Source organism: Burkholderia sp. Ed8, from assembly GCF_040761425.1.
GTDB classification, from domain to species: domain Bacteria; phylum Pseudomonadota; class Gammaproteobacteria; order Burkholderiales; family Burkholderiaceae; genus Burkholderia; species Burkholderia seminalis.
On record NZ_CP142885.1, the window covers coordinates 1,633,477 to 1,646,499 of the forward strand.

General features: G+C 67.3%; 11 protein-coding genes. 6 read left to right on the top strand and 5 right to left on the bottom strand.

Annotation, left to right across the window (positions count from 1 at the left end; genetic code table 11):
• The first annotated feature begins 8 nt into the window (after positions 1–8).
• Positions 9–959 (top strand): polyphosphate kinase 2, encoded by a 951-nt coding sequence (ppk2, locus tag VXM69_RS07505; protein WP_034191570.1) that lies wholly within the window; start codon positions 9–11, stop codon positions 957–959.
• Between the two features lie 60 nt (positions 960–1,019).
• Here ppk2 and VXM69_RS07510 read toward each other — a convergent pair whose 3' ends face one another.
• On the bottom strand, positions 1,020–1,607 hold the full coding sequence (locus VXM69_RS07510) for a YigZ family protein (RefSeq protein WP_034191569.1): 588 nt from the start codon (positions 1,605–1,607) through the stop codon (positions 1,020–1,022).
• Between the two features lie 354 nt (positions 1,608–1,961).
• On the bottom strand, positions 1,962–2,819 hold the full coding sequence (locus VXM69_RS07515) for a LysR family transcriptional regulator (RefSeq protein WP_059556698.1): 858 nt from the start codon (positions 2,817–2,819) through the stop codon (positions 1,962–1,964).
• A 130-nt stretch (positions 2,820–2,949) separates the two neighbouring features.
• Here VXM69_RS07515 and VXM69_RS07520 point away from each other — a divergent pair, with 130 nt between their 5' ends.
• Positions 2,950–3,528 carry a DUF4865 family protein gene (locus VXM69_RS07520; RefSeq protein ID WP_197423856.1) on the top strand — a complete coding sequence of 193 codons (579 nt, stop codon included), beginning with the start codon at positions 2,950–2,952 and terminating at the stop codon, positions 3,526–3,528.
• Positions 3,525–3,650 carry a hypothetical protein gene (locus VXM69_RS07525; protein ID WP_257786268.1) on the top strand — a complete coding sequence of 42 codons (126 nt, stop codon included), beginning with the start codon at positions 3,525–3,527 and terminating at the stop codon, positions 3,648–3,650. Before VXM69_RS07520 ends, VXM69_RS07525 begins: the two co-directional genes overlap by 4 nt.
• Positions 3,651–3,715: 65 nt before the next feature.
• On the opposite strand, the gene VXM69_RS07530 is transcribed toward VXM69_RS07525, so the two are convergent.
• The 3 genes from VXM69_RS07530 to VXM69_RS07540 all read right to left on the bottom strand — a co-directional run bounded on the left by VXM69_RS07530 (position 3,716) and on the right by VXM69_RS07540 (position 8,758).
• The gene (locus VXM69_RS07530) at positions 3,716–5,917 is read right to left on the bottom strand and encodes a glycoside hydrolase family 3 C-terminal domain-containing protein (RefSeq protein WP_034191695.1); all 2,202 of its coding nucleotides are present in this window, start codon (positions 5,915–5,917) and stop codon (positions 3,716–3,718) included.
• 450 nt (positions 5,918–6,367) lie between these two features.
• A complete protein-coding gene (locus VXM69_RS07535; protein WP_034191566.1) occupies positions 6,368–7,426 on the bottom strand; it encodes a glycosyltransferase family 2 protein in 1,059 nt (352 codons plus the stop codon).
• A gap of 75 nt (positions 7,427–7,501) precedes the next feature.
• A complete protein-coding gene (locus VXM69_RS07540) occupies positions 7,502–8,758 on the bottom strand; it encodes an oligosaccharide flippase family protein (RefSeq protein WP_034191694.1) in 1,257 nt (418 codons plus the stop codon).
• Positions 8,759–9,246: 488 nt separating this feature from the next.
• Between VXM69_RS07540 and VXM69_RS07545 the strand changes: the two genes are divergently transcribed.
• The 3 genes from VXM69_RS07545 (at position 9,247) to VXM69_RS07555 (ending at position 13,004) form a co-directional block, all read left to right on the top strand.
• The gene (locus VXM69_RS07545; RefSeq protein ID WP_034191565.1) at positions 9,247–11,097 is read left to right on the top strand and encodes an alpha/beta hydrolase; all 1,851 of its coding nucleotides are present in this window, start codon (positions 9,247–9,249) and stop codon (positions 11,095–11,097) included.
• A 192-nt stretch (positions 11,098–11,289) separates the two neighbouring features.
• Positions 11,290–11,697, top strand: a complete 408-nt coding sequence (locus VXM69_RS07550) for a hypothetical protein (RefSeq protein WP_367188354.1) — start codon at positions 11,290–11,292, stop codon at positions 11,695–11,697.
• Between the two features lie 98 nt (positions 11,698–11,795).
• Positions 11,796–13,004, top strand: coding sequence for a polysaccharide biosynthesis/export family protein (locus VXM69_RS07555; protein ID WP_367188355.1), 1,209 nt, complete (start codon positions 11,796–11,798; stop codon positions 13,002–13,004).
• The last annotated feature ends 19 nt before the right edge of the window (positions 13,005–13,023 follow it).

The following is a 13,023-nucleotide window of genomic DNA, read 5'->3' on the forward strand; positions in this document are numbered from 1 at the left end:
GAGGCCCCATGGGCGACAAAGATACCCGCACCGAGACCGACAACCTTGCCGATTCGAGCTCGATGGAAGCGCGTCAGCGCCGCTTCGAGGAAGATCTCGTCGACGCATACGACGAAGAACTCGAAATGGAGCTCGACGACCGTCGCTTCGACGACGGCGACGACTTGCTGTTTTCGCAGGCGCGTCGCGAGGCACGCAAGCAGTATTTCCGCGAGCTGTTCCGGCTGCAGGGCGAACTCGTGAAACTGCAGGACTGGGTCGTGAGCACCGGGCACCGGCTCGTCGTCATTTTCGAAGGGCGCGACGCGGCCGGCAAGGGTGGCGTGATCAAGCGGATCACGCAGCGCCTGAATCCGCGCGTGTGCCGTGTCGCCGCGCTGCCCGCGCCGAACAACCGCGAGCGCACGCAATGGTACTTCCAGCGCTACGTCGCGCATCTGCCGGCCGGCGGCGAGATCGTGCTGTTCGACCGCAGCTGGTACAACCGCGCGGGCGTCGAGCGCGTGATGAATTTCTGTACCGACGACGAGTACGAGGAGTTCTTCCGGTCGGTACCCGAGTTCGAGAAGATGCTCGTGCGCAGCGGCATCCAGATCGTCAAGTACTGGTTCTCGATCACCGATCACGAGCAGGAAGTGCGTTTCCAGGCGCGGATCCAGGATCCGCTGAAGCAGTGGAAGCTGAGCCCGATGGACCTCGAAAGCCGGCGCCGCTGGGAGGCTTATACGGCCGCGAAGGAGGAGATGCTGCAGCGCACGCATATTCCCGAGGCGCCGTGGTGGGTCGTGCAGGCCGTCGACAAGAAGCGCGCGCGGCTGAACTGCATCCACCATCTGCTGGGCCAGGTGCCGTATCACGAGGTGCCGCACCCGTCGATCGACCTGCCGCCGCGCGAGCATCACGAGGACTACATCCGCCGGCCGACGCCGGACGACATGATCGTGCCGGATACTTACTGACGCAGGAATGCGCCTGGCAGCGTCAGGCAAAGCGGGGAAGGCAGGTGCCTTGCCCGCGCGTCACAGGTCCGGAAACCCCGAGCGCCCCTGGGTCAGGTCGAACAATTCGGCCCTCGCATCGGCCTCGGCGGTTTCCGGCAGCTTGATCACCAGTTTCACCGTCATGCCGTACGTGCTGTCCACCAGTTCGTATCCGGCCTGTTCGATCCAGCGGCGCACGCGCGCCTCCTCCGGGTAGCCGATCTCGATCGCGAGCCGCGTCTGGCGAATGCGCTCGATGCGCTCGGCATCGAGCAGCGCCGAGGCGATCGCATCCGTATAGGCGCGCACCAGTCCGCCCGCGCCGAGCTTCACCCCGCCGTAGTAACGCACGACCGCGCCGAGCACGCCGTCGAGATCGTGATGGCGCAGCACTTCGAGAATGGGCCGGCCGGCCGTGCCCGACGGCTCGCCGTCGTCCGACATGCCCGACTGGCCGCCGGCCAGCAGCGCCCAGCACACATGGGTGGCCGTCGGATGCGCGTCGCGCAGGCGTTGCAGCGCCTGCATCGCGGCATCGCGGTCGTCGACCGGGATCGCGAGCCCGATGAAGCGGCTCTTGCGGATCTCGAGTTCGCGGATATAGGTGGTGGCGAGCGTGTAACTCATGCGCCGCGAGCAACAGGTAAGGAAGTCAAGGTGATGATGGCCTGGCGATGCTGGGATATCGGCCCGCACGTGGATGGCACCTGCACGCGCGGACGGGACGAAACGGGAATTTTACCGTGGTGCGCATCGAAGCATTTCGATGCGGTCGAAACCCGGCTCGGGCGATGTGCCGGATACGAAGACGCAGACGAAGATGGCCACCGTGCGCGAGCATGCCGCCCGTCGAACGACCGTGGGCTCCCGAGGTCGATCGCGTGGATAGCTGAAGGGCGGCCCCGCGCTCGTTGAACCGGTCGCGCAGCGGGCGCATGGTTTTCCCCGTGAGAGGTTCGGAACGCACCCGTGCGTGCGACGTCAACGTACCCCGATCGACGACCGCAGCGCCGCGCCGAGCGTGCGCAGTGCCTGCCGGGCGCGCGCGTCGGTCAGGCTGGAATGGAGCACCACGTCGCGCGCCGGCAACGGCGGCAGCCCGTATCGCGTTCCGACGTCGACCGTGCCGGCGGGCGCCACGCGATGCCCGAGCGCCGCGACGGCCAGCCCCGCGGATACCGCCGCGCCGATCGTCGCGATACCGCCGCCGACGAACACCTCGGTCCACGGAACACCGGCCTCGTCCAGTGCGCCAACGGCCATGCGCCGCACGCTGCAAGGTTCGGCCTGCGTGGCCAGCCGCAGCGGTTGCGGCGGATGGTACTCGAAATCGGCTGCGGCCATCCAGCCGAACGATTCCGACAGGATGGTCTCGCCGTCGAGCCGCCGGCTGTCGTGCTGCAGCGCGACGGCCGCGTCGAGCTGGCCGCGGTCGAATGCATCGAGCACGTCGCGCGACGCCGCGACGCGGATCTCCAGCACGAGTGTCGGCTCCGCTTCGCTCATGCGTCGCAGCAGCATCGGCAGATCGGCGCCGACGACATGGTGGCTGACGCCGATCACCAGCCGCCGCTGGCCCGTGCCGAACGCGCCGATTGCGCCGTGGTGCGCGGCCACCAGCTCGCGCGCCGGCTCGAGGAACGCGGTGCCGTCGGCCGACAGGCGGACCTGCCGCGGCGTGCGCTCCAGCAGGCGGCGGCCGAGCCCCTCTTCGAGCCGCTTGATCTTCAGGCTCACGGCCGATTGCGTCGTGTCCATCGCTTCCGCGGCTCGCGTGAAGCTCTTGAGGTCGGCGGTCAGCACGAACGCTTGCACGGCTTCGATGTCGAGCGTTTTCATCGCGCACTCATCCATTTAAGAATCGAATCATTGAAATATGATGCCATCGTCTTTTCAAATGATTCAAGGTCTTCTACGCTGTTCGCACGTTTTCCTGAATGTCACCCGTTGCTTTCGCCAGGAGTCGACCATGCTGACCGCGTACTACGTGCACCGCCTGCCGGCGGACTACGACCTCGACATCATCCGCAACCGCGTGCGCGAACGCGGCGCGCTCTGGGACGACACGCCCGATCTGCTGTTCAAGGGGTTCCTGCTGCGCGAGGCCGGCCGTTACGGCGCGACGGAAAACGGCTATGCGTCTTTTTATCTGTGGCGTAACGAACAGGCGTTCGCGCGGTTCGTGACGGCCGGCCGCTATCGGGTCGTGACGGACAGCTTCGGGCGCGCGCCGATCGAAACCCAGGTCGTGCTCGAGGCTCGCAAGGGCCGTGCGTCGACGGGACGCTTCGCGCGTTTGGAAACCCTCGATATTCCGCCGGATGCCGACCTCGACGCGACGCTTGCAGGAGAGATCGCGCGCAATCGCGAAACGGCGGCACGGCAGGGCGTGGTGGCCGCTGTCGTCAGTCTCGACCCGCTGCGCTGGCGACTGACGCGGGCCGTCGTCACGGAGCACGAACCGGACGAGGGTGGCACGGGTACGGTGTATCAGGTCCTGCACCTGGCGCGGCCGTTGCTCGATACGCTGGAAGCGGGTGGTGCGTGATGGCCGGCATCGGGTCGCGATTGCCGGCCGGCCTGGTGGTTGCCGCGCATCTGGCCGGCGTGGCCGCGGCGATCGTCGCGATGGCCGCGCTCGCGGCGGTGCTGGCGCTGCTGCTCCGGTAACGCCGCTCGAACGATCGGCAAAGACGGGGAGCCGGGCACGCGGCTCCCCGCGGGTTCACCGGCGATCAGTTGCCTTGAAGCCGGATATCGCGCGACGACGCACCGACATACACCGTCCCGCCCGAGACGACCCGCCAGCCGTTACGCGACGTGTCCCACACGCTTTGCATCCGCGGCGACACGGTCACGCGCACGCGCCGCGCTTCGCCCGGATTCAGCCGGATCTTCTCCCAGCCGACCAGCCGTTTCGGCGGCTCGTCCTTGTACGGCACGCCGAGATAGACCTGCGGCGTTTCCGCGCCGGCGACACGCCCGTCGTTGCGCACCGTGAATGCGACGCTCAGCGAGCCGTCCCATTGTCTCGACACCGACAGTCCCGAGTACGCGAAGTGCGTATAGGACAGCCCGTAGCCGAACTCGAACATCGGCTTGATGTTGCGCGCGTCGTACCAGCGATAGCCCATGTTCAGCTTTTCCGCGTAGACGGGATCGTTGTCGAACGCGCCGTTTTGCCCCCAGGTCGGCGAGTCCTGATCGCGCGCCGGGAACGTGACGGGCAGCTTGCCGGACGGATTCACCGCGCCGAACAGCACGTTCGCGATCGCCTTGCCGCCGGCTTCGCCCGGATACCACGCCTCGACGATCGCCGATACGTTGTCCTTCCAAGGCATCAGCACCGGATTGCCGCTCTGGACGACGACGATCGTGTGCGGATTCGCACGCGCGACGGCTTCGACGAGCGCATCCTGGTTCGACGGATTCGCGAGGCTCAGGCTCTGCAGGTCGCCGAAATCCTCGCCGGCCGGTTGCGCGACCACGACGATCGCGACGTCCGAGCGGCCCGCGAGCGCCGCGGCCTGGTCGATCTCCTGCTGCGTGTACGCGCGGAACGGCGACTGCTGATCGCTGTTGCCCGCGTACGTGACCTGCGCGGCCGGCGCGAGCGCGCGAATGGCCGCGACGATCGGCACGTCGACCTTCAGCCACGGATTGCGCCACCAGCTGCAGCCCGTCGACGACCCGAACGTCAGGCCGCCGCAGCCCGCGAACGAACCCGAAACCGGATCGCGCGTGTTGCCGGAGCCGCCGCCGGACAGCACGGCCGCATCCGCGTGGCCGCCGATCACGGCGATACGCGACAGCGCCGCCGCGGCCAGCGGCAACTGGTTGCCGTCGTTCTTCAGCAGCACGATCGACTGCTCGGCGGCTGCCTGCGCGAACCGGTTCGCGGCCGCGAAATCGATCGTGCCGCCGCCCTTGGCCGGATCGTCCATCACGCCGACGCGGATCATCACGGCGAGCTTGCGGCGCACCATGTCGTCGAGGCGCGCGGTCGACACCGAGCCGTTCGCGATCGCCTGCTTGACGGCCGCCGGGGTGAGGTAGACGGTCGGCCCGACGTCTTCTTCCTCGTCGAGCCCGGCGTTGATCGCGGCCGCGGTGCTGTGCGCGGCGCCCCAGTCGGACTGCACCTGGCCCTGGAAGCCCCATTCGTTCTTCAGCACGTCGTTCAGCAGGTGAGGGTTTTCGCACGCATACGTGCCGTTCAGGCGGTTGTAGCTGCACATCACGCTGCCGGGGCGGCCGCGCTTCGCGGCGATCTCGAACGGCAGCAGGTAAAGCTCGCGCAGCGTGCGTTCGTCGATCTGCGTGTTGCCGCCCATCCGGCCGTGCTCCTGTTCGTTGCCGGCGTAGTGCTTGATCGTCGCGATGACCTTCTGCCGCTGCGTGGCGAGCGTGCGTTCGGCGAGCAGGTCGCCGGCAAGCAGCGGATCTTCGCCGAGATACTCGAACAGGCGGCCGCCGCGCGGCTCGCGCGCGAGATTGGTGCCGCCCGCGAGGCCCATGCCGAATCCTTGCGCGCGCAACTGGATCGCGACCTGCTTGCCATAGTCGTACGACAGCCGGCGATCCCAGCTCGCGGCGACGGCGATCGTCGCCGGGAACGTGGTGCTGGCCTGCGAGGTGCTGCCGGAGCCCGTCGCCGAATCCACCATGTTGAGATCGGGAATGCCGAGCCGAGGCACACCCTGGATGTAGCCGGCACCGCCGCCCGGCACCTTGGACATTTCGTATTGCGAATGAATGAACTGGAGCTTCTCGTCGAGCGTCATCTTGCGCACGAGCAGGTCGGCGCGCCGCTGCGCGGCGGCTGACGCGAATGCGTCGGTCGCGTCGCCCTGCGAATTGAAATCGGCGTTGCCGGCGTAGGCGGTGGTGCAGAGGGTCGCTGCCAGCACGACGGCCGGCCAGAGGGTGTCCCGCATGTTGCTCTCCATGATCGTATTGCCGGTTGTTCGAATGATGTCTGGAGCTGCGCACGTCCGATGGATTCGCACCGGACGTATTCGGCTGGCGATGCAGGGTGGTTGCGCGTCGGCATGCCAGGCCGGGCGGGGAATCGTTACGGCCGCTTGGGCCCGATCGAACATCGAGGACGGCGACGCGGACCGTCCGACACTGCCGAATCGGATGTAGCGATTCTCTGCAGCGACCAATCGTACGAATGTAGTTTGACTACAGCATCGGTGTTTGTACCGATACGTACGATCTTTTTTCGACGCGGTGGAGCGGTGGGAGGAAAAGGCGGTCAACGTTCCCGATGGGGATCGGATGGCGGGGTAAGAAGTACCTGGATACAGGTGTTTTCATGCGGCAATGCAGCGGTGCAGGAGACCCGTCTCGTTGCGCGTGCATCGAATTGACTCCAGCCGTCGCTAGCGGGCCGCGGTTCGCGGTTCGGTCGTCGGGCGAACGCGCGCGAGCGGATTCGCGATATAGCGAATCGCGCGGTCGCTGAGCGTCGACGATGGCAGCAGGCACGCGAGAGACAGGCCGGTGACGGCCAGTTTCTTGAACGGCCGCCAGAACGGATTGCGCAGCACGGTATGCCAGTAGCGTCCCGAATCGGACAGGAACCAGCGCCAGCGGCGCGCGAGCGGCGCGCGGTACAGCGTGCTCGCGAAGTGCGCCTTTTCGATCGAGAAGTCGAACGGTTCGCCCGGCAGCGCTTCGTGAAGCCGCGAGCCGGCAATGGCACGCAGCGTCGACCATCGGCGCGCCGCCTTCAACGCACCCGTGGCCGCATCTTCCGCATTGGCAAATGCAAGATCGGCCGTGTCGCGGTTGACTTCGCTATCGGCAGGGGTAGCCGGCCGATGAACACGATAGCCGCCGAGCGTCGCGTCGATCATGTGAATGGCACCGAGCAGTGCGATCCCGTAGATCGCATAGAAATCGGCGCCGTGCAGGTTGTCGGGCGTGACGGGTACCGGGAAGATGCGCCTGAGCGCGTCGCTCCGGTATGCGTTACCCGACGCAGGCGGCGACGGATAAAGCCAGCCCGCGCGCAGCAGGCGGCCGCAATCGGTGGCCACGCCCGACTGTGGGACCGTGACGCCCGTCGCGATGCCTTCTCGCGTCATCACGTCGAGCCGGAAATGCACCTTCACGAAGTCGCCGGAGGCGAACGCGGCCAGCACGCGGGCGGCCGCGTCGCGGTAGAGCAGGTCGTCCGCGTCGAGCAGCAGCACGTAAGGGGTCAGGACATGCTCCAGCGCGCGGTTGTAGGCGGCGACCTGGCCGCAATTCTCCTGGAAGACTGCCACGATGCGATCCCCGTACGAGCGGATGATGTCGCGGGAGTCGTCGGTCGAACCGTCGTCGACCACGAGGACGCGGATGTCGTTGGCGGTCTGGGCAAGCGCGGAGTCGATCGCGGCACGCAGATAGACGCCGTGGTTGTAGTTGCAGATTGCAATGGTCAGGTCTGCCATGAGCGGCTCCCGCGTGAATTCGGTTCAGGCATTTCGGCGCGGGGAACGGGTGCCACGCCATCGTGCGGCCGCGTGCTAGCGGCGCGCAATGGAACTGCCGGGCAGCGGAATGCCGGCACGATAGACGACGGCCGCGAGCGCGGCGGCGACTGCGGCCTCCGCGAGCAGAACGGCGGCCGCGGCACCCAGTTCCGCAAAGTACTTCGCGAGGACGGGAAGCAGCACGATGTTCAGGATGCCGGACGACATCAGGATACGCGTGAATGCCGTCTTCATGCCGAGTGGCAGCATGGTCTGCACGCCGAACAGGTCGGTCATGCCGGCCATGAACGGGATGAATGCCATCCAGCGCAGTACGTGAACCGTCGGCTCGTACGACGGGCCATACAGGATACGCACGGCCAGCGGCGCCCCGAAGAAAATCACGAGCGAGATGCCGAGCACCATCACGACCTGTACGACGAACAGTTTGCGCAGGAACGAGAACGCGTCGTTGCGCGCATGCCGCATCAGGTAGTTGATGCGCGGATAGGTGGCGGCCTTCAGCGGCTGGAGCAGGCTGAGCGCCGCGCGGATCAGCTTGTCGCCGGCCGCGAAGTAGCCGGCCGCGACGTTGCCCGACACGAAGCCGAGCAACACGGTGTTGGTCGACGCATAGAACGCAATCGACGTCGACGCGAGAAACACTTGCCAGCCGCCTTTCAGCGATTCGGCGATGTCGGCCACGCCGACGCGGACGAAGTCGATTTCGCGATGAAAGTACAGGTAGACGGCCAGCGCGATCGCCGATAGCACCGGCACAGCGGCGTTGACGATCATCGCGCGATCGATGTCCGCCGGGCTGTGTACGAGCGCGAACATCGCGGGCAGGCTCAACACCCGGCCGACGAACAGGATCACGCTGAGTGCGCGCAGCTTCTCCATGCCCTGGAAATACCAGCCGGGCGTGAATGCGACGCCGGCCACCATGCCGAAGCCGATCAGCAGCAGGTCGCGGTCATCGCCGAAGCGCCCGATCAGCAGGGTCAGCAGCACCAGCACGACGAAGCAGATGGCCGCGATTCCGATCTGCGCATACAGCGTCGCCCAGAAGATGCGTGAGCGCTCGGCGCGGTCGTCGCGTGCGAGTGCTATGCGCGGCGTGGCGGTCAGGTCGAAGCTGTAGCTCGTGCAGTTGGTGAGATACGCGATCACCGCCAGCGAGAACGCGAGCTGGCCATAGCCTTCCGGGCCCAGTGCGTGCGTCAGCAGCGGCGCGATCAGCAGCGGCACCGCATACATCGAAATCTGCAGCGTCAGCAGCAGCAGGAAGTTCTTCTTGAGGTTTGACATTCGCTCGGTCGGCGCCGTTGGGTATCGCATGGCGGCGGGTTGCGTGCAGCCGTACGGATGCGCGGCCGGTCGGCGCTGACCCGGCTGCGAGGATTCGCGAACCGTTCCGGTGCCGGTTTCGACCGGCGATGCCGGCACGGCCACATCGGATGGTGGCCATGATACGGGGCGAGCAACGCGGCATTGTTCGCGAGCCTACCGTTCGCGGATTCCGTTCGCATGACGGAACGAATCGCTAAAGGGGCACGGCGTTGCGTCGTGTCGGTGATGAATGCATTTGTAAGCTGGCGCACCGAAGCCCGATCGGGCCCAATGATCTAATCACACGCATGGAACACGGCAAGCGGGCCGCGCAGGGGCGCGGCGGATGACTGCGGCCGGTTCCTGCCAGCACCGGCCAGCGGCCGGAGTCGCGACATCGTGTATTCCGGTGTCGCCGCTGGCACGGTTGTGCACGGAATAACAAATACTGCTCCGAGGAGTACCGAGTGAAGCCGATAACGTTCGGCAGCTGCGTTGGGTGGCTGCACGAAGGACAGACGGCGCAGGGCGTGATCCTGTGCGAATCGCTGGGCCACGAAGCTGCATGGACGCACAAGCTCATGCGGGCCGTCGCGGAGCGTCTCGCCCGTGCGGGCGTGACGGTGTTGCGGTTCAACTATCCATGCGCCGGCGATTCGCCCGGCGACGACCTCGATGCCGGGCGGCATGCCGCCAGCATCGACAGCATTCATCGTGCGATCGACCTGTTGCGGGACGAAGCCGGCGTGACCACCGTGACGCTCGTCGGCATTCGGGCGGGCGCGCTGTTCGCGATGCTGGCCGCTGCAGGTCGGTGCACGTTGCCGCGCGTCGATGCGGTGGTCGCGCTGTCGCCGGTCGTGCGCGGCCGTGCGTACCTGCGCGAGCTGTCGTTCGTGCATCGTCAGTGGCTCGATACGATGCCGCCTGCGACCCGCGCCGCGCATCGCGACGAACCGTGCATGAACGTGCTCGGACATCGCTTCCCGGCCGAATTTGTCGATGCGCTGAAGGCCGTCGATCTGTGCGACGTCGTGCGCGATGCGCTGGCGCTGCCCGGCGCGATGCTGCTGATCCAGCCGGAGCAGGGCGACGGACCGGCGTTGCGCGACGCACTGCTGGCGCGCGGCGTGAACGTGACGTGCGAACCGTTCCGTGAATGGCCGACGACGATGCTGGACGGCACGCGCTCGCACCTGCCACACGCGGCGATCGACACGGTGGTGAACTGGGTCGTCGCGCGTGCTCCGGGCCGGGGCGTCGCTGCCGGCGTTCCGCTACGCGCCGCCCACGCATGGAGTGGTGAGTCGGCCGTTGCGCTCGACATGGGCGACATGACGGAGCAAGTCGTCGCGGTCGGCCCGGGCCGGCTGGTTGGCGTGCTGTGCCGCCCGGCCGACATGCCGCCTGCCACGCCGGTCGGTCCGGCGCTCGTGATCGCGAACACGTCGACGAATCCACGCAGTGGCGAAGGGCGCTTTGGCGTGCGACTGGCCCGCACGCTGGCGCGGGCCGGCGTGACGACGTTGCGGATCGACGTGAATGGTGTCGGCGACAGCGGGCCCGATGCACCGGACGACCAGTCGGGCGTCGTGTATTCGCCGCAGGCGATCGACGACGTCGCGGCAGCGGCGGACTGGTTGCGCGCGCTCGGTCATCCGGACGTCGTCGCGGCCGGCATCTGTTCGGGCGCCTATGCGGCGTTGCATGCGGCAGTGAAAACGGTATCGCTCGGCGGCGTGATCGCGATCAACCTCGCGCGTTTCGTGTGGCCGGCCGGGCTCACGCTCGAAGCGGCGCAGAAGCAGCGGATCAACTCGGTGCGCGGCTACTGGCTGTCGGTGCGTGACTGGCGGCGCTGGAAGCGGCTCGTCCTCGAACGGCGCGACGTGCGCCCGATCCTGCGCGCGGTGGCCGCCAACGTTATCGCGCGCGTCAGCGTGCCCGTGAAGACGGCGGCCGCGCGCGTCGGCTGGAAGCCGCGCGCCGGTACGCCGCGCGGCGTGATGCGCGAACTTGCGCAACGCAACGTCCGGACGATGCTCGTCTACGGTGCACTCGATCCCGGTATCGACGACGTCCGGCGTCACTTCGGCGCGGTCGAACATGCGTTTCGGCGCTCGCGCCACGTGCGCCTGCACCTGATGCCGCAGGTCGACCACGCCTTGTATGGCATTGCGGGAACCGCCGCCGTGATCGATCTCTGCACGCAGGCGTTGAGCGGCGACTGGGGCTGGATGGTAGTACGCGACGCCAATCCGTCGGCACCCGACACGGCCGATCGACCTTATGCGAACGTGTCGGTCAGAAGTTCCTGATGCGCGTCGCGCGACGCTGGGCGGTTAGCGGGGTGCGATCCTCGTTCGTATGAAGATCGGCTTTCGGTGGGCTTGATCACAGACGTGCCTGTCGCGCTGGTGTCCAATCCCGTATCGGCGCCCGAGCCATTGCGTCGGCGCGCGACGGGGCGGCTTCAGTTCGTGTCACCACGTTGCGTATAGGGCGAAGCGGTGTACGGCGATGCGTACAGCGTGCCGGTATCCCATGCGCCATCGCCGGGTGCGCTGGCCTCTTTCGGGCGGCCCGGCCGCTTCGGCGCGAGCGGCCGGCGCAGCGCCCCGCGGGCACGCGATTCCGGCTCCGCGTCGGCGTGGATGCCGGGAAGCGCAAGGCCGGGCGCAGCGGAATCGGAATTCGGCGTCGCGGAGCTGACCGTCGCCGTCTGGGCGGAACGTTGCCGGGGGATCGGCAGGGCCGGCAAGACTGCCCTCGGCGAGATGAAGGTCGACGTATCGGCCGGGTCGGGGTGCAACGATTGGGCATCGGCGGCGCAGGCGATGCCGGCCGACAGGATGCAGATGAGCGACGAAAGCGATAAAGAGCAGTTCATGACGAATCGTACGGAAGACGTGCGGTGACGAGGGGCGCGCGGCACCGCAATGCGAGCCGCGCAGGCAAGCGTAATGCCGGAACCTGTCGCATTCGGCGGGTTACCGCACAGTTTCGGAAGGACACCATGTCAACGACGACGCAAAGGCAATCGACATACGCGATGCGGCAGTCACGCACGCGCTGGCTGTCGCACGTGGCGCTGGCGGCGACCGTGTGCACGCTGAGCGCGTGTGCGCTTTCACCGGGCATGACGTATCACCCGCCGGCCGAACGCGACGCGAACGCGCGCGTGAGCGCCGACGCATCGGGCGCGGGCGGCCTCGACGGCGTGCAGAACGTGTCGAGCGAAGACCTGATCGAGATCACACCGGCATTCGTCGAGCAGCAGCATGCGGCACAGCAGGCGAACGTCGACGCCGAAATCCGCCAGTTGTTCGGTACGCCGAAGCCCTACGTGATTGGCCCCGGCGACGTGCTGAACATCGTCGTGTGGGATCACCCCGAACTGAACCTGCCGACGACCCAGACGACGGGCGGCGGCGATGGTGTGGGCGCGAGTTCGGTCGCGACCGGCTACACGGTGGACGCAAGCGGCAGCGTGCAATTCGCGTATGCCGGCCTCGTGCACGTGGCGGGGCTGACCGAGGCGCAAGCGCGCGCGGTGCTGACCAAGCGGCTCGGCGAGTACGTGCGCAATCCGCAGATCGCGGTGCGCGTTCAGGCGTATCGCAGCAAGCGCGTCTATCTCGACGGCGAAGTACGCACTCCGGGGCTGCAGATCGTCAACGACATGCCGATGACGCTGCCCGAGGCAATCGACCGCGCAGGCGGATTTACCGCGACGGCCGACCGCTCGCAGGTATCAGTGACGCGCGGCGACAAGACCGTGATGGTGAGCCTTCCGGCGATGCTGGCCGCAGGCATCAACCCGACGAACATCCTGCTGCGGGACGGTGATCTCGTGCGCGTGCGCGCGGCGAGCGACAGCAAGGTGTTCGTGCTAGGCGAAGTGTCGCGTCCGGCGACGCTGACGCTGACCGATGGCCGGATGAGCCTTGGCGAAGCGCTCGGCGACACGGGCGGCGTCAGCCAGTACACCGCGGATGCGCGGCAGGTGTTCGTGGTGCGGCGCGGGCCCGGCAACCGGCCGCAGGTCTATCACCTCGACGGACGCTCGCCGGCGTCGTTCGCGCTGGCCGACCGGTTCCCGCTCGAGCGCCGCGATGTGGTGTTCGTCGACGCGTCGTCGCTGGTGCGCTGGAGCCGCGTCGTCAACTTGCTGATTCCGTCGTCTGCGCAGGGTGCGCTGACGGCCAAGGCCATTTCGCCGTGAACCTCGTGACGGATCGCAT